The sequence below is a fragment of the Chryseobacterium sp. MYb264 genome, assembly GCF_035974275.1.
GTDB lineage: Bacteria > Bacteroidota > Bacteroidia > Flavobacteriales > Weeksellaceae > Chryseobacterium.
This window is the reverse complement of record NZ_CP142422.1, coordinates 4063603-4080232: the sequence shown is the minus strand read 5'-3', so window position 1 is coordinate 4080232 and position 16630 is coordinate 4063603. Positions and strand designations below refer to the sequence as shown.

The following is a 16630-nucleotide window of genomic DNA, read 5'->3' as shown; positions in this document are numbered from 1 at the left end:
AAATCTGTGTAACACGTGAAAAACATTTGTGCCATCAGTGTTTAGAAAATTTCTTGATGTACATCAAAATTACTGCGGTGTGGTTTTTGTATTTTTATTCTTAATTAAACTTAGATTATGAGATTTGAAAATAATAAATCGGGAAACGGCGGAGTTATTACGTTGAATAACGAAATCAAAGAAATCGGCAGATTGACCTATACTATTTTTCCGGAAGAGAACAAATTTATCATATCTTTCGTTTTGGTACATCCGGAATTTGAAGGTCGCGGAATGGGTAAATACTTGGTTGAAGAAGCTATTAAATTTGCACGAGAAAACCAATGGAAAGTGTATCCACATTGTTCCTATGCAAGAGCTGTGATGACAAGAATGAATGATGTTGAGGATATTTTTCTAAAGAACTAATACCTCGTTCAGTAAAATTTCTTCAATATCATCTGGGTAGTTTACCTGAAGATGATGGTCGGAAGCTACCCAATCCTGAATTTCTTTCAGGTCTAAAATTTTAGAATTAGGAATTCCCATTTTGTCTAAGGCACAGGCATTACATTCCTGTTCGTATTGATTATGGATAGGAATAACGAAGAGTTTTTTATCCATAAAAAGCGCTTCAGCAGGGGTTTCAAAGCCTGCATTACACAAAATTCCGTCGCAATTTTCAAACGATTTTAAATATTGAATTTCATCGATAGGAAAAATCTCAACATTTCCTTCTTTGAACTGAAGTTTACTATATTTTGAAAAAACTTTCCATTCTACCGGAATCTGCTTTAAAATTTTAATACTATTTTCATCAGAAAAACTGGGAAGATAAACGACATAATACCCCTTCTTGTCAGGATTCAAATCCCGAATTTTTTTTCTGATAACCGGTTTTTTAATTTGTGGATGATAATTTTCAAAATGAAAGCCAATTTTTCGGTCACTCGGAACATAATATTTCAAGATCATCTCTCCGAAAAAGTCTTTCTTTTCAGGTTTCGGCGTTTCCTTAAACAACATGGAAGCCTGATGGCTCAGTTCAATCATCGGAAGCTTTCTCATCTTACAAGCCCAACCCGTCAAGGGCTCATAATCATTGATGATGAGATCGTATTTTGATAAATCTAAATTATTGATATTTTTGACGGCTTCAAGAAATTTATTCTCTGTAAATGTTTTCCAATAGGACAAACCGCCTGTTTTATCGTAAAGCAGCGAGATACCTTTATATTGATAATCGAGGTCAAAAGTAGCTTTCAACTGCGACTGATGGCCACTGATAAGGGTATCAACAGACACATGTTTTTTAAGAATCGGAATAATCTCCTGCGCTCGTGCAATATGACCATTTCCTGTTCCCTGAAAGGCGTATAGGATTTTCATTTCGTGAAGTTGGTTACTATTTTCAGCAGCTCAGAGTTATCGATATCCTGAATTTCTTCCGCTTCATCATCTTTCAGCAAATGTTTATGTTCATCATAATAAAAAATTTTCCATTCATTATTATGATATTCCAAGGCGGATAAATTTTCAATCCAGTCTCCGGAATTCATATACGTGCAGGAGCCTTTTTTAGTGACCACCTCACGAATCTGCGGCTGATGGATATGTCCGCAAATCACATAGTCATAATGATTGTCTATAGCCAATTCAGAAGCTGTCAATTCAAAATCACCGATATACTTTACTGCTTTTTTTACGTTGTTTTTAATTTTTTTTGAAAATGAGTACTTCTCTTTACCCATTTTTTCTAAAAACCAATTTACAACATTATTTATTACAATTAATAAATCGTATCCTTTTCCGCCTAATTTCGCAATCCATTTTGAATGCTGAACAGAGGCATCAAAAACATCTCCGTGAAAAATCCATGTTTTCTTGTGATTAAGATCCAGACAAATCTTGTTGCAGACTTTCAGCTTACCCAATTCGAAGTCGGTAAACTTTCGGAACATCTCGTCGTGATTTCCGGTAATATAGTAAACATCCGTATTTTTAGTTGCCAGTGAAAGAATCTTTTTAATTACTTTCAAATGAGGTTTAGGAAAATAAGACTTTTTAAATTGCCAGATATCAATAATATCTCCATTCAACACCAATGTTTTTGGCTGAATGGAATTGAGATATCTTAATAATTCTTTAGCCTTACATCCATAAGTTCCTAAATGAACATCCGAAATGACAACCAATTCAACGTTTCTTTTCATTTGCAGATATTTATCTTACCAAGATCAAATGTGATCGCCATAACTGTAAGTATTTCAATTTACCACTGATGGCGATTTCACAATTGATTCTTATGCAAAGAAACTAATTGAAAATAAACTGTATATGAATGGAATGTTATTTTTTTACTATACTAATCTGTAAACATAAAAATAGCCACGAATACTCGAATGAATTACCAAAGTTTCTAAAAAAAACTTCTTTGATAAAGTTCGTGAATTCGCGGCGAAGTATTTTAGTTGTAGCATATAGCTACCTATTTTTTATAAAGAGTTTAAAAGCTCTTCAGTAATTTCCATGTTGTGATAAACGTTCTGTACATCATCATCCTCTTCGAAACGCTCAAGCATTTTCATATTTGCTTTAAACTGATCTTGCGTAACTTCCTTTGTATTGTTTGGAATTCTCTGAAGTTCTGCACTTTTAGCTTCGATTTTAAGTTCATCCAGCTTGTGAGATAAAGAACCGAAATCTTCAAAAGCAGTCGTGATCATTACTTCTTCCTCATCTTTTTCTACATCTTCAGCACCACCATCAATCATTTCCATTTCAAAATCATCCCAATCCATCTTAATCTGAGCTAAGTCGATTGTGAAAATCCCCTTTCTGTCGAAGATAAATGCCAATTCACCATTTTTACCAAGGTTACCGTCAAACTTATTGAAAACCGCTCTTACATTGGCAACAGTTCTTGTGGTATTATTTGTGGTACATTCCACGAAAAATGCAACACCACCTTGTCCATATCCTTCATAAGTAATTTCTTCATAGTTTTCCGCATCCGCTCCGCTTGCCTTTTTAATCGCTCTTTCCACGTTATCTTTTGGCATGTTTGCTCCTTTAGCATTCTGGATACATCTTCTCAATGCAGGATTCGACTCAGGGTCTGGTCCGCCTGCTTTTACAGCTAAGGCAATATCCTTCCCTATCTTTGAGAATGTTTTGGCCATTTTGTCCCATCTGGCCATTTTAGAAGCTTTTCTATATTCAAATGCTCTTCCCATTTTTATTTTTAAATTTTCAACAAAATTACTTAAAAGTATACAAAAAAAAAATACCTCCGGAAAACCGGAGGCATTTATATTTAGAAAAATTTAATTATTTTTTCTTTCTAACTACTTTTTTAGCTGGAGCTTTTTTTCCACCTTTTTTAGTAGCTTTTTTAACTTTTACTGGAGTTGGATCTGCATAATCTCTTTTTTGAATAGCACTCCATTGAGCAGCATCAGTAACAGCTTTCACAACAACTTTTCTATCAACCTGTCTTTCAGCATCAGAAGCAGTTGCAGGAACCGTAGCTTTAGCAGCACCTACACCGATAGATTTAAGCGCGTTAGCATCAACACCTCTAGCATCTAAAGCAGCAACCACAGCAGCAGCTCTTTCTCTAGATAATTTCAAGTTGTAAGCAGCAGCACCTTTAGCATCAGTTCTACCTTCTAATAGATAGTTACCTCCGTCTTTCTTAATTAATTCAGCAGCTTCATCTAAAGCATTTTTAGATTCTGCTTTGATAGTTGCTTTGTTGAAATCAAAGAATACGCTTCCAAACTTAGCTTCTAATTCGATAGCAGTTTGTTCTTTTGGCTTAGGACATCCGTTGTATTCTGGAAGACCTGGAACAGTAGGACAAGCATCATCTTTATCTAAGATACCGTCACCATCTGTATCTGGCCAAGGACAACCGTTATTTTCAGCAGGACCTGCAACAGTAGGACAAGCATCATCTTTGTCGATTACACCGTCACCGTCAGTATCTGGCCAAGGACAACCGTTGTTTTCAACTGGACCAGCAACATCTGGACATTGATCGTCTTTATCTGGAACTCCATCACCGTCAGTATCAGGACATCCTTGGAATTCTGGTAGACCTGGAGTATCCGGACATAAATCGTCTTTATCTAAGATACCATCCTTATCTCTATCTCTGTTACCAAATCTGAAGTTCAATGAAGCTGAAGCTTGCCAGAAGTTAGCATAGTTAGCTTTATCTCCAGGAGTTGATACATAATCACCCTGAACACCAAAACCGAAGTTTTTAGTTAACCAGAAGTTTACACCAGCACCAGTAGAAACTGTAAAGAAGTTAGCTTTTCCATTTTCGTTACCATTATCACCGTTAGTTACAACTTCACCATTAACATCCGTTCTCGGGAATGTAAGTGCAGTATAATCGTGTCTCAAATAGTTAGCACCTACTCTTAAATATGGATCAAACCAAGACTCTTCGTTCCATAAAAGCCCTGCAGCCTTCACTTGTAAACCAAGACCTGTCATTAAGAAGAATTCTTTCCCCATATCAAATCTTTTGTTAGCAACATTACCAACAGAAGTTTGCCAATCTACTACAAAACCTTTTGCTACGTTTCTAGCAACTGTAAGTTTAGATAGTGGAGGTGTAATAGAGAAGTTGTTCGTATTGAACATTGTCTTCGTTAAATTTTTTGCAGCAAAAGTATTACCGAAGCTGTTTCTCTGAGCTGTATGGTTCTCCGCATGAGCACCAACTCCGATCATCCACGGATTGTTGGTAGTCTGGGCGAATACAGTAGAAGCAACAGTAAGTGCCAATGCTGAAATTCCTAATTTTAGATTTTTCATAGAATTAAATGATTAAATAATTGATAATGCAAAATAAATATAATTTTTCTTTATATACAAAGTTTTTCAAATGATTTTTAACTTTTCTTTAATATTCTGTCCAGGTTTCGTTTATTTTCTCTATCTTTTATGCTCTCCCTTTTATCATACAGCTTTTTCCCTCTTCCCAAGGCGATTAAGACCTTAGCCTTTCCCCGGTCATTGATATATAGCTTTAAAGGGATTACCGTATTTCCTGCATCTTTTAACTTTTTTTCAAGTTTCTGTAATTCTTTTTTGTGCAACAGCAATTTCCGTTCCCTTTTTGTTTTATGATTATAAAATGTTCCCAATTTGTACTCATCAATCATCATATTTATGATATACAATTCCCCGTCAATAAACTGACAGAAGGATTCTGTGATCGATGCCTTAGAAGAGCGTAAAGATTTTATCTCGGTACCCGTCAAAACCATTCCCGCTTCATATTCTTCGAGGATTTCATACTCGAATCTTGCTCTTTTATTTAATATATTGACTGTCTTTTCGATCTTCATTGTAAAATTTCTTTAATGAAATATATAAAAAATACCCCACATTTAAAAACCTGACTATTACATTATTGCAAAATACCCAAATTCTTTTCGTATTTTTGCGCCAAATTTACAAAACTATATGTTAACAGTATCTAACTTATCTTTACAATTCGGGAAAAGAGTTCTTTTTGACGAGGTAAACATTATGTTTACGAAAGGAAACTGCTACGGGATTATCGGAGCAAATGGTGCAGGAAAGTCTACATTTCTTAAAATATTGACTGGAAAACAAGACCCAACCACAGGACACGTATCTTTGGAACCTGGAAAAAGAATGTCAGTTCTTGAGCAGGATCACTTTGCTTACGATCAATTTACGGTACTTGAAGCGGTTTTGAGAGGTAACAAAAAATTATTCGAGATAAAAGAAGAGATGGACGCGCTTTATGCGAAAGAAGACTTCTCTGACGAAGATGGAATTAAAGCTGGTGATTTAAGTCTAATCTACGACGAAATGGGTGGTTGGACTGCAGAATCTGATGCACAAACCATGCTTTCAAACGTTGGTATTAAAGACGATATGCACTGGCAAATGATGAGCGAGCTTGAAAATAAGGACAAAGTAAAAGTTCTATTGGCTCAGGCGCTTTTCGGTAATCCAGATGTACTAATCTTGGATGAACCTACGAATGATCTTGATATTGATACAATTTCTTGGTTAGAAGATTTCTTGGCAGACTACGAAAACACGGTAATCGTTGTATCTCACGACCGTCACTTCTTGGATACGGTTTGTACACACATCGGTGACCTTGATTATGCTAAATTAAACCTTTACACAGGTAACTACTCTTTCTGGTATCAGGCTTCTCAGTTAGCGACAAGACAAAGAGCTCAGGCTAATAAAAAAGCGGAAGAAAAGAAGAAAGAACTTCAGGATTTCATCGCGAGATTTAGTTCAAACGTTGCAAAAGCTAAACAGGCGACTGCAAGAAAGAAAATGATCGATAAATTAAACATCGATGATATTAAACCATCTTCAAGAAGATATCCGGCAATCATTTTCGAAATGGAAAGAGAAGCTGGAGATCAAATTTTAGATGTTAAAGGTTTAGAAAAGACAAAAGACGGAGAATTATTATTCTCAAACATCGATTTAAATCTTAAAAAAGGAGATAAAGTTGCTGTTTTGTCTAAAAACTCATTAGCTATCACAGAATTTTTCGAAATTTTAGCTGGAAATGTAGAAGCAGACAAAGGAACTGTTGCTTGGGGGGTTACAACAAACCAATCTCACATGCCTTTAGACAACACAAATTTCTTCCAGGAAGATCTTAGCTTGGTTGATTGGTTGAGACAATTCACTAAAAATGACGAAGAGCGTCACGAAGAATTCGTAAGAGGATTCTTAGGAAGAATGCTTTTCTCAGGTGATGAAGCGTTGAAATCTTGTAAAGTACTTTCAGGAGGTGAAAAAATGAGATGTATGTTCAGCAGAATGATGCTTCAGAAAGCAAACATCCTTTTATTAGACGAACCTACGAACCACTTAGACCTTGAAAGTATCACAACGTTGAATAACTCATTGTCTAACTTCAAAGGAAATCTTTTATTGGCATCTCATGACCACGAAATGCTTTCAACAGTCTGTAACAGAATCATCGAGTTGACTCCAAACGGAATCATCGACAGAGAAATGACTTACGATGAATATCTTGCCGACAAAAAAGTAAAAGAATTAAGAGAAAAAATGTATTCTTAATCTCAAGACAACATTAAAATTCACATAAAAAAATTCCTCAAATTTGATTTGAGGAATTTTTATTTTCAATTATTTATTATTTAGCCTAAAACTATTTTGTCAATTTAGCCGTTGGCAAAGCAACCGTTCCCGGATCTTTCCATAAGCCATCTTTTTCAGCTCTTTTCTTGATAGCCTCTGCCCTTTTATTGCTATCCGGGTGAGAATTGAACATCTTTTGGAATCCAGACTGAGCCGCGCCACCTTCAGAAAGCAAAGCTAATTTTTTAAATGCCGTATAAGCACCCACAACATTATATCCGTTTGATTTCATAAAATCATAAGAATACGTATCTGCTTCAGATTCCTGCTTTTTGCTGTGAGAAGCATCTAAAAAAGCATTTGCCATTTTTCCAACCTGGCTGTCGTTCAAAGTTGCAACAGTATTTGAAGCTGAAGAAGCCGCATCCAAAGCCGCCGCTTTTAAATAAGCCGACTTCATAGCATCTTTCGTATCTTGATTTTTAACGTGACCAATTTCATGACCAATTACTGCTAATAATTCATCATCCGTCATAATATCCATCAACGATGAAAATACACGTACACTCCCATCAGCACAGGCAAAGGCATTAATATCTTTTACCAAATAAACCTTATAATTAAGATTAAGACCGTCCTGAGATTTATGTTTTGAAAAAAGTTTGTTCAGTCGAACAGTGTAAGGATCTTTAGGACCCGCCACTTTATTATTTTTATCCATCCAATCTACAGATTCTTTGGATAATTTAATAGCATCTTCGTTGGTGAAAGATAAAGCTTTTGCGCCGTTAGAAACTACGCTTGCAGCCTTTCCAAGATTGATTTTTTGTGCATTCACCACTTGCATCGCCCCTAATAGAATAAGGCAGACAGTAATTTTTTTCATACTATAATATTTAAAATTGATTTGGATCGCGAAGATAATAATTTTAGCTATAATTTTAAAATTAAAATTTTGAAACAATGAGTTGAAAGGGTATTTTTTATCTTAGGCTTTTAAAAACTTTTTCCCTATTTTTGTGAAATGAGTCAAAAATGGATTTACAAGCCCGAACCCGATGAGGAAGTTGTGGATGGATTAAGTTCGTCACTTGGTTTTGGAACTTTTGAATCTAAACTCCTCGTTTTGAGAGGAATTGACAATTATCAAAAGGCCCGAGAGTTTTTCAAACCAAACCTTACCGATATACACAATCCTTTTTTAATGGCAGATATGCAGAAAGCTGTAGAGCGAATTGCCACCGCGATTGAAAATGGAGAAAAAATACTTGTTTACGGCGATTACGACGTAGACGGAACGACCGCTGTCGCTTTAATGTACCTTTATCTTAGTAAAATTGTTGAGAAAAAATATCTCGACTATTATATTCCTGACAGGAATTCTGAAGGATATGGCATTTCCACTGAAGGTATTGATTTCGCTAAACAAAATGGCTTTTCGTTAATCATTGCTTTAGACTGTGGAATCAAAGCATTAGATATGATTAGCTACGCTAAAAATCTGGACATCGACTTCATTATTTGTGACCATCACTTACCGGGGGATGAAATTCCTGATGCCGTTGCCGTTCTCGATCCAAAAAGAAGTGATTGCCGATATCCCTTCAAAGAACTTTCGGGATGCGGAGTTGGCTTTAAGCTTTGTCAGGGGCTGAATACCATTTATAAACTTCCTGAAGCCGAAGTATTTGAACTCACCGATTTGCTGGCCATTTCGATAGCAGCGGATATTGTCTCCATGACCGGGGAAAACAGGGTTTTGGCGAAAATGGGACTTAAGACCTTAAGAAAAACAAGAAATCTGGGATTGAGATTATTGATTCCGGAAGATAAGCTTTCTCATTTTGAAATTTCAAATATTGTGTTTGAAATTGCTCCCAAAATTAATGCTGCAGGAAGAATTTCACACGGAAAAGCAGCAGTGGAGCTGATGGTTTCAGACAATCTGAAGCATGCGCATCAAATTGTGAGTGATATTATGAATCTCAATGATGAAAGACGTGAACTGGATATGAATTCCACCATGTCCGCATTAAACCAGATCATCGAATCTCAGCAGGAAACGAAATTCTCAACCATTGTTTATCATCCAGAATGGAACAAAGGAGTAATCGGAATTGTGGCTTCAAGATTGATTGAAACCTATTACAAGCCTACTTTGGTGTTTACCGATGGAAATAATGGTGAAATGGTAGCTTCCGCCCGCTCGATCTCTGACTTTGATGTGCATGAAGCCCTGGATCTGTGCTCTGAATATTTCTTAAAATTCGGCGGACATCATGCTGCTGCAGGGCTATCCATGGAAAAGGTGAAGTTTGAAGCTTTTAAAGAAAAGTTTGAACGTGTGGTTTCTGAAAAAATCAAGGACCATCAAAAAGAACCTTCCATCACCATTGATTCTGAGATTGATATCGAAGAAATTAACCGCGAGTTTATCAATTTCCATCGAAAACTGGCTCCTTTCGGACCTCACAATATGAAGCCTATCTTTGTTTTGAAAAACCAAAAATTATCGGGCTATGTAAAAACAATGGGGAAAGACAACAATCATTTAAAATTTTATATCAAACAGGAATTTTCAGGACGGAATATTGAGTGTGTAGGTTTTAAACTCGGCCAGTTTTCAGAAGACTTCAAAACAAAAAGTTTTGATTTGGCTTTTACTATAGAAGAAAACCACTGGAAAGGAAATGTAACCCATTATCTGAACATCAAGGATGTGAAGTTTACAGATTAAACAAAATATTTTCTCTCTACTCCCCCATTAATTATGAAAAAAATAGGATTATTTTTCGGTTCTTTTAACCCGATTCATATCGGACACCTGATCCTTGCCAATTATATTCTTGAACATTCGGATATGGACGAGTTATGGTTCGTCGTAAGTCCTCAGAATCCTTTTAAAGATAAAAAATCCCTGCTCAACGATCATAACAGATTGGAAATGGTAGAGCTTGCCGTAAAAAATTATCCGCAAATGAGGGCTTCCAACGTAGAATTTTCTTTGCCTAAACCAAGCTATACGATTGATACATTAACATACCTTCATGAAAAACATCCTGACTATTCGTTTAGTTTAATTATGGGTGAAGATAATCTCAGCAATCTCCATAAATGGAAAAATGCAGATCTTTTGATTAAAAATCATCACATCATTGTTTATCCTAGAGTTTTTGAAGGCGAGAAAAAAGAGTCTGAATATCTTCAGCATGAAAACATTTCCCTGATAAAAGCACCGATCATTGAACTTTCTGCAACCGAGATCCGAAATATGATAAAAGACAGTAAGAATGTGCGCCCGATGTTGCCTCCAGAAGTCTTTGAATATTTGGATGGAAGCAATTTTTATAAGTAATTTTGCGGAAAAGAATGAGAGGCCGGAAATGAAAATGAGTATGTACTACAAACCGGCAACTACTAACTTGCAACCAGACAATTATGGATTTCATCGACAAATTTTTCTCAAAATATTCTCAGGAAAAAATCATTAAATGGTTTAAGCAAATCTGTTTGGCAGAAGCCATTTCCTGTATGTTATTGTATGGGGTTGCCATGATCTGGATTCGTTATGATGAAAACTTATATTCTATTATTTTTATCAGTGTGATCGGAAGTCTGCACGGGCTTTTCTTCACTCTTTACTTATTGCTTTGTCTTCCCGCAAGAAAAATATATTCCTGGGATGATGAAGATTTTGTTTTCGCTTTGCTTTCTGCATTCTTTCCTTTCGCTACTGTTTGGGTTGATAAAAAACTGGCTCGTTTCGATAGAGAATAATTCCGAAAAATTTAGATTTAAGCAGGAAAATAGGATTGCGTTTTTCTTTTTAATTAAACACTAATCACACAAATATTTTCAAAAATACCACAATTATTCTTTCACTGATTTTTCTGTAGGAATTTTATTTTGTTTTTTGACTTTATATTTCATGTTTTGCTCTCGCAGATTTTGCAGATGACACAAATTGATTTTTAAAATTTATAGTCAACGCAAAGTCCAGTAAGATTTTTGATAACTGACCGTTTTAAGCTTCACCAAGCCGTTCCACTTTTAAAAGACTACAAAGTACTATTTGAAAGTATCATAAAATACCCTGGATCATCTACGAACAGGGAAAATGAAAAACAGCATCATTCGTGCATTTGTGACAGGAAAAAGCACGGTTATTTTTCAAAAACTCAAAATTTAACAATATTTTTTTCATCATTTTTTCAATTCACTGTAATAAAACTGACGTTATAGCTGTCTTATCATTGTAGAAAATCAAAATACATGAAAAATTAACCAAAATTTTAATCACTGATAATCAATTGATTAAAATAAATTCAAAAACATTTCAAGTACTTTGTATTGCATAATACTGTTTTTATTATATATCTTTGCAATGTTAAATAATAACAAATACAAGCTAATAAATTAAATCAAGCCACTCTAAATACTACAGTCATGAAAACTCAAATTCTTATAGCAGCCATTTTCTTCAGCGGATTCACTTTTGCACAGGAGAAAAAATCAGATTCGGTAAAAACTCAAAGCATAGAAGGTGTAACCTTAACCAAGCAGGTGTTCAAAAAACAAAGCGACCGTTTTGTGTATGATGTTGCTGCTTCTCCAGTTACAAAAGGAAATACAACCTTTGATATTTTAAAACAAACTCCCCTACTTTCTACTACGGATGATAAAACGTTGAAAATTGCAGGAAAGAATAACGCGCTGATCTACATTAACGGTAGAAAAACGAATATGGATGCGGAATCTTTAACACAGTTTTTGAAAAACACACCGGCAGAAAATATTCAGAAAATTGAAGTGATTACTGTTCCGGGAAGTGAATATCAGGTAGAATCTTCAGACGGAATCATCAACATTATTCTGAAGAAAAAAATGAGCGACGGAACCAGCGGAAACATGAGAATGTCTAACACTCAGAATAAATACAACGCAAGCAATGCAAGTTTTTCTCTGAACTACAGAAAAAACAAACTGGGAATCAGTGCCAATCTGAGCGGTGGTGAAAACATTCAGCCTCAAAGTTATGTACTGAGAAACGGAACCAATTTGGTTAAAAATGAGTCTGTAGGAGATATTGATGATCCGAATAAAAACATCGGAGGTTATTTAAATATTGATTATCAATTAAATGACAAAAGCAATCTAGCTCTATCTTGGAATTCTTGGGCAAATAAAAGTTACAATTCTACCATTAATCTTTTCAATACCTTAACAGAATATAATACAGACGGAAGCCTAAAAAAGACAACTTACACAAGAACGAGCAACAAAGAAGATGCGAGAAATTATAACAACTCGGTGAATTTGAATTATGAAATTAAGCTTGATTCTTTGGGAAGTAAATTGAATGCCAATGCGGCCTATTTAAATTACAGAAGATTTCAGTATTCTGATAACAGAACTCTAGTTCCGGGTGATTTTAATGATTACTCAACCATTGGAAAACAAATTATTCAGAATATCCCTCAGGTAATCAATAACTTTTCGGGAACGGTGGATTATATTCAAAAATTTAAAAATGATTTCACGGTTTCTATCGGAGGAAATTATAACAAAACAAAAACAGATAACGATACTAAAAACTTTACTACTATATTCACAGGTGAAGATCAAAAACCTCTTCCTGTTGCGATAAACTCAGCAAGTCCTAATCATTTTATCTACGATGAGAATATTTACGGAGCTTATTTAACGCTTGAAAAGAAATTTTCAGATAAATTTTCAGGAAAAGTAGGTGCCAGATATGAGATCACCAATAGTTTAGGAACTTCGGACAACGCTTCTCCGGAATACAGCAGAATTGAAAGAAATTATAATAATTTACTTCCTTATTTAAGCTTAAATTATGCTATTAATGATAAGAATAATATTTCTTATGCATTTTCAAGCAGAATGAGAAGACCAAGTTTCTGGGAACTAAATCCGGTAAGAAACTATATTTCTGAATATAACTACACACAAAACAATCCGTTTGTAAAAGCTTCTTCTACTTACAATCAGGAATTGACGTATATGTATAAAAATTCTTATTTCCTGATTTTGAATCACTCTTATGTAAAAGATCAAATCACTCAGGTTCCTTTACAGGGATATGTGAAATCTTTGGATGGAACAGTAAGCGAGCAGAATATGCTTCGTTACATCAGAACCAATTTTGGAGATAAACAGGAAATGTCTGCAATGGTTGGAGTTCAGAGAACTTTCTTCAAGCAATATTTAACATTGAATTTCAATGCAGGATTTCAACACAATATCAACAACGGAACATTGGCTGTAGACCCAACAACTGGAGATACTTTTGTAGATATTGACGGCAAAGAATTGGTATATACCAACAAAGTAAAATCTACCAGTTTGGTGATTACAAGTAACAATACTTTACGTCTTGATAAAAAGAAAACTTGGTTTCTAGGTGCTAATTTCTTCTATGTTGATAAGCAGCAAATCGAGCTTGGAATGTTGAAAAACTTAATGAGTTTAGATTTAAGCATCAAGAAAAACTGGAACGACTGGACGTTTGCAATAAATGTAAACGACGTTCTAAGAACCAATGTTGTGGAAATTGAAGATTATCAGGCCAACGGAAATTACAATTATGTAAAAAATGACATGTACAGAAGAAGTGTAACCGTGAGTCTTACTTACAGCTTCGGAAACCAAAAGGTGAAAAAAGTAAGAGACATTGAGGGCGCTTCCGATGCCATAAAAAACAGAACGAGATAACATCTCATTCTTCATATTCAATTATTTTTGTACAAACTCATCGATGTATCGGTGAGTTTTTTTATCTTTATTATCTATGAAAAAATTACCTTTTCTTTTTCTGTTTTTGATTCTTTTTCTTTCGGGTTGTAAAGAGAAAACGTTGAATTTGAAAAATAATATTTCATTCGATTTTCAAAATGATATTTCTTACGGTAAGCATTCCGAAGAGAAATTAGATTTATATATTCCTAAAAATGTAAAGCAAAATCAGTAAAATAAAACCGCTTCTTTGATGAAGCGGTTTTTATTTTTTAAACACCTGAATTACCAGCTCCACAGTTTTCTTCTACTGCATTATTTACTATCCATGCTAAATCTTGATTAAAACCTGCAGTGTTTTCTACAAAATTTGTAATGTAATGAACAGTTACAGTACCTCCGCAAGGAAGGCCAAAAGTTACCCCATATAAACCTCCTGGGCGAAATAACTTAGATTCAGATACTTTCTCTTCTTTTACTGAAGCTTTTTCAGCAGTCTTAGCAAAGGAAACTGCTGATAGAATTAATGTTCCGATAATTAATAATTTTTTCATAATTGTTACTTATTTTTGTTAAAAAATTTTAATCTAAAAATACATTTGTTTTTTTTGCGTTTTCAATCGCTCTTTTTTGAGCTTCTTTGTTTACAATGCTAATAAAGGGGTGTTCTAGCCAATTTTCTCTTGCTTTAAAAAAGTCTCTCTTGTCATGAAAATCAAAAGTTGCAACTTTTTGAATCTTTTCAATATTTTTTTCAGGATTATTTTTTATACTAGCTAAAGAAAATTCAATTGTCCTATTCTTATTATACACCTCAAGTATAAGCCCTGGTAAACCTTTAAACCTAAACGGTCCATCTTGAAAAGGTATTGAAGGAGCGTACCAAGCATAGAAAATATCATTTTCTGTATGAACTTTTGCCAGCTGACAATTCATTTCTTGAATATCTTTGTGCTCATTTAAAAGTTCCCATTCAAGTTCAGGCTCTCTATAAGAGTAAAAATACATTCCTAATGGAATAGTTGCTGTTATTGCATTTCCATCTTTCCATACATTATGTCTAACTTTAGGTATAGACTGAAGATTATTTGTTGAAATATTATTTTTATCAATAGTTTTTGCCTGTTCATTCAAATAATCGAAATATTTAACCATTGAAGGATTAAAATAAGATGATTTTTCCTTATTACATAATAATATCATATTCGACTCAATGAAACTTGATCTGTTTAATGAATCAGAAATAATCTTAAAGTAGTATACAACTTCCAAATCTGCTTTAGTATTATTTTGGCTAAAAATATATCCAAAATTCAAAATAAATAGAAGTAATAAAATTCCTTTACGTGTCATAAAATATTATTTGATATTATAATATTAATGCAAGTATACGATTATTTTCTTTTTCACTATTATGGGAATATATTTTTTTTAATCTTTTTTATTATGTTAAAAATCATCAAAATAAAAAAGCTCACTGATTTCTCAATGAGCTTGATTTTTAATATCCTAAAGCTTTCTTGGTTTCCAGACCTGTTGTATTTAAAGTCATAATACATTTTTCAAAATTAGCATCGCTTCGCAAATCCCAAAACGGAAGTAAGATAATAATCGAAACGTCATTATCAGGGTCGTAAGTCATTAACGAAAGATAGCCTTCGGTCGCTCCGTTATGTCCATAGCCAATTCCGGGAAAATAAGAACACCCTAGCCCGTAATTTCCTGTGGTTGCAGGGCCTTTACTGGTTTTCATTTGCTGAACACTTGCCGAATTCAGTACATTTTCGCCTTTCATTACACTTCTGATGTATTGCGAAAGCATTTCCATAGAACCTACTCCATTTCCTTCACCAATATGAGCACTTGCATTTTTCTTATCTGTAATTTCAGAATGATCGGAATATTTGATGAAACCTGTAACATAAGAAACAGGCAATTGCTGATCTGTACCCAATTCCGGAAACTTAATATCTAAAGGAACTTTGGAAGACGGTCCCACAATTTTGTCATACATATAATTACCGTATGTCTTTGCTGTACCTGATTTTTGAGTATAAACCCTAGCAATAATTTCACTTAAAATCGTAAAACCCGTATTTGAATAATGATAAACCGTGTTTGGCGGACCATACGAAAGATTATTACTCGCCAACACTTTCACATAATCTGCTGCCGAAAACTGGAAATTAGGAGATGTTTCCAATTTATTGTCTGCATACGTTTTTCCTCCTACACTGTATTGCGAAGTATCATTGGTGAGATCGTAAATTCCGGCATTATGCTGCAATAATTGACGAATCGTAATATCATTTTTATACTTGAATTCCCAATCTGCTCCTGTTGGAAGATACGGAACAGCAGTTCCCGGAATATTCGCGATGATCTTATCATCAAGGTTCAGCCATCCGTCCTGCATCATTTTTAAAATAGCAGTTGATGTAAAATTTTTGGTATTACTCGCAAATCGGAAGTACGTCTTTTTGTTCACCGCAGAACCATTGGAGCCCATCACAGAACTGAAAAAAGTACCTTTTGGAGAAACCACATACACGCTAAGCGAAGGAATATCGGTATTTAATTCTTTCTGAAGATTGGTATGGATGTTTTTAACTGAATTATCCAGATTGTTCTGATAATCGTCTGCCTCATTATTATTCTTACAACTTAAAGAAAACAATAAAGCCAGAGACAGCGTTATAAATTTGAGTTTTTGCATGGCTGCTTAGTTATTTATTTGGTGTGGTAAATTTCGCTAAATTTTATT

Annotated in this window: 16 protein-coding genes; 7 read left to right on the top strand and 9 right to left on the bottom strand. The window is 34.5% G+C overall.

The genetic code is table 11. The features are described from left to right. Positions 1-117 precede the first annotated feature (117 nt). A complete protein-coding gene (locus VUJ46_RS17785) occupies positions 118-408 on the top strand; it encodes a GNAT family N-acetyltransferase (protein WP_326982041.1) in 291 nt (96 codons plus the stop codon). Here the strand turns inward: VUJ46_RS17785 and VUJ46_RS17780 are convergent. The 5 genes from VUJ46_RS17780 to smpB all read right to left on the bottom strand — a co-directional run bounded on the left by VUJ46_RS17780 (position 397) and on the right by smpB (position 5348). After that, on the bottom strand, positions 397-1368 hold the full coding sequence (locus tag VUJ46_RS17780) for a glycosyltransferase family protein (protein WP_326982040.1): 972 nt from the start codon (positions 1366-1368) through the stop codon (positions 397-399). The two genes, VUJ46_RS17785 and VUJ46_RS17780, sit on opposite strands and share 12 nt — an antisense overlap. Further along, positions 1365-2192, bottom strand: a complete 828-nt coding sequence (locus VUJ46_RS17775; protein ID WP_326982039.1) for a UDP-2,3-diacylglucosamine diphosphatase — start codon at positions 2190-2192, stop codon at positions 1365-1367. The genes VUJ46_RS17780 and VUJ46_RS17775 overlap by 4 nt, the downstream gene beginning before the upstream one ends. A 282-nt stretch (positions 2193-2474) precedes the next feature. After that, positions 2475-3215, bottom strand: coding sequence for a YebC/PmpR family DNA-binding transcriptional regulator (locus VUJ46_RS17770; RefSeq protein ID WP_326982038.1), 741 nt, complete (start codon positions 3213-3215; stop codon positions 2475-2477). Between the two features lie 94 nt (positions 3216-3309). Then, positions 3310-4812: an OmpA family protein gene (locus tag VUJ46_RS17765; RefSeq protein WP_326982037.1), complete on the bottom strand. Its 1503-nt coding sequence runs from the start codon at positions 4810-4812 to the stop codon at positions 3310-3312. A 77-nt stretch (positions 4813-4889) separates the two neighbouring features. Beyond that, on the bottom strand, positions 4890-5348 hold the full coding sequence (gene smpB / locus VUJ46_RS17760) for an SsrA-binding protein SmpB (RefSeq protein WP_326982036.1): 459 nt from the start codon (positions 5346-5348) through the stop codon (positions 4890-4892). A 118-nt stretch (positions 5349-5466) separates the two neighbouring features. On the opposite strand from smpB, the gene VUJ46_RS17755 reads away from it, so the two are divergent. Beyond that, complete coding sequence (locus VUJ46_RS17755) at positions 5467-7089, top strand: ABC-F family ATP-binding cassette domain-containing protein (RefSeq protein WP_326982035.1); 1623 nt, start codon at positions 5467-5469, stop codon at positions 7087-7089. A gap of 91 nt (positions 7090-7180) precedes the next feature. Here the strand turns inward: VUJ46_RS17755 and VUJ46_RS17750 are convergent, their stop codons facing one another. Further along, on the bottom strand, positions 7181-7996 hold the full coding sequence (locus VUJ46_RS17750; RefSeq protein WP_326982034.1) for a M48 family metallopeptidase: 816 nt from the start codon (positions 7994-7996) through the stop codon (positions 7181-7183). Between the two features lie 138 nt (positions 7997-8134). Between VUJ46_RS17750 and recJ the strand changes: the two genes are divergently transcribed. From recJ to VUJ46_RS17725, 5 genes are all read left to right on the top strand, one after another. Continuing rightward, the gene (recJ, locus tag VUJ46_RS17745; RefSeq protein WP_326982033.1) at positions 8135-9847 is read left to right on the top strand and encodes a single-stranded-DNA-specific exonuclease RecJ; all 1713 of its coding nucleotides are present in this window, start codon (positions 8135-8137) and stop codon (positions 9845-9847) included. Between the two features lie 33 nt (positions 9848-9880). Next, positions 9881-10465 carry a nicotinate (nicotinamide) nucleotide adenylyltransferase gene (gene nadD / locus VUJ46_RS17740; protein ID WP_326982032.1) on the top strand — a complete coding sequence of 195 codons (585 nt, stop codon included), beginning with the start codon at positions 9881-9883 and terminating at the stop codon, positions 10463-10465. Positions 10466-10548: 83 nt separating this feature from the next. Next, positions 10549-10887 (top strand): DUF3817 domain-containing protein, encoded by a 339-nt coding sequence (locus VUJ46_RS17735; protein WP_326982031.1) that lies wholly within the window; start codon positions 10549-10551, stop codon positions 10885-10887. Positions 10888-11556: 669 nt separating this feature from the next. After that, positions 11557-13845, top strand: coding sequence for a TonB-dependent receptor domain-containing protein (locus VUJ46_RS17730; protein WP_326982030.1), 2289 nt, complete (start codon positions 11557-11559; stop codon positions 13843-13845). A gap of 76 nt (positions 13846-13921) precedes the next feature. Continuing rightward, on the top strand, positions 13922-14101 hold the full coding sequence (locus VUJ46_RS17725) for a hypothetical protein (protein WP_326982029.1): 180 nt from the start codon (positions 13922-13924) through the stop codon (positions 14099-14101). Positions 14102-14138: 37 nt separating this feature from the next. Here VUJ46_RS17725 and VUJ46_RS17720 read toward each other — a convergent pair whose 3' ends face one another. The 3 genes from VUJ46_RS17720 to VUJ46_RS17710 all read right to left on the bottom strand — a co-directional run bounded on the left by VUJ46_RS17720 (position 14139) and on the right by VUJ46_RS17710 (position 16582). After that, positions 14139-14420, bottom strand: a complete 282-nt coding sequence (locus VUJ46_RS17720) for a hypothetical protein (RefSeq protein WP_326982028.1) — start codon at positions 14418-14420, stop codon at positions 14139-14141. 28 nt (positions 14421-14448) lie between these two features. Continuing rightward, positions 14449-15219, bottom strand: a complete 771-nt coding sequence (locus tag VUJ46_RS17715; RefSeq protein ID WP_326982027.1) for a GLPGLI family protein — start codon at positions 15217-15219, stop codon at positions 14449-14451. Between the two features lie 148 nt (positions 15220-15367). Next, positions 15368-16582, bottom strand: coding sequence for a serine hydrolase domain-containing protein (locus tag VUJ46_RS17710; protein ID WP_326982026.1), 1215 nt, complete (start codon positions 16580-16582; stop codon positions 15368-15370). Positions 16583-16630 lie beyond the last annotated feature (48 nt).

Coding starts and splice junctions, on each gene's coding strand:
- VUJ46_RS17785 (WP_326982041.1), top strand. CDS start 118: ATGAGATTTGAAAATAATAAATCGGGAAACGGCGGAGTTATTACGTTG.
- VUJ46_RS17780 (WP_326982040.1), bottom strand. CDS start 1,368: ATGAAAATCCTATACGCCTTTCAGGGAACAGGAAATGGTCATATTGCA.
- VUJ46_RS17775 (WP_326982039.1), bottom strand. CDS start 2,192: ATGAAAAGAAACGTTGAATTGGTTGTCATTTCGGATGTTCATTTAGGA.
- VUJ46_RS17770 (WP_326982038.1), bottom strand. CDS start 3,215: ATGGGAAGAGCATTTGAATATAGAAAAGCTTCTAAAATGGCCAGATGG.
- VUJ46_RS17765 (WP_326982037.1), bottom strand. CDS start 4,812: ATGAAAAATCTAAAATTAGGAATTTCAGCATTGGCACTTACTGTTGCT.
- smpB (WP_326982036.1), bottom strand. CDS start 5,348: ATGAAGATCGAAAAGACAGTCAATATATTAAATAAAAGAGCAAGATTC.
- VUJ46_RS17755 (WP_326982035.1), top strand. CDS start 5,467: ATGTTAACAGTATCTAACTTATCTTTACAATTCGGGAAAAGAGTTCTT.
- VUJ46_RS17750 (WP_326982034.1), bottom strand. CDS start 7,996: ATGAAAAAAATTACTGTCTGCCTTATTCTATTAGGGGCGATGCAAGTG.
- recJ (WP_326982033.1), top strand. CDS start 8,135: ATGAGTCAAAAATGGATTTACAAGCCCGAACCCGATGAGGAAGTTGTG.
- nadD (WP_326982032.1), top strand. CDS start 9,881: ATGAAAAAAATAGGATTATTTTTCGGTTCTTTTAACCCGATTCATATC.
- VUJ46_RS17735 (WP_326982031.1), top strand. CDS start 10,549: ATGGATTTCATCGACAAATTTTTCTCAAAATATTCTCAGGAAAAAATC.
- VUJ46_RS17730 (WP_326982030.1), top strand. CDS start 11,557: ATGAAAACTCAAATTCTTATAGCAGCCATTTTCTTCAGCGGATTCACT.
- VUJ46_RS17725 (WP_326982029.1), top strand. CDS start 13,922: ATGAAAAAATTACCTTTTCTTTTTCTGTTTTTGATTCTTTTTCTTTCG.
- VUJ46_RS17720 (WP_326982028.1), bottom strand. CDS start 14,420: ATGAAAAAATTATTAATTATCGGAACATTAATTCTATCAGCAGTTTCC.
- VUJ46_RS17715 (WP_326982027.1), bottom strand. CDS start 15,219: ATGACACGTAAAGGAATTTTATTACTTCTATTTATTTTGAATTTTGGA.
- VUJ46_RS17710 (WP_326982026.1), bottom strand. CDS start 16,582: ATGCAAAAACTCAAATTTATAACGCTGTCTCTGGCTTTATTGTTTTCT.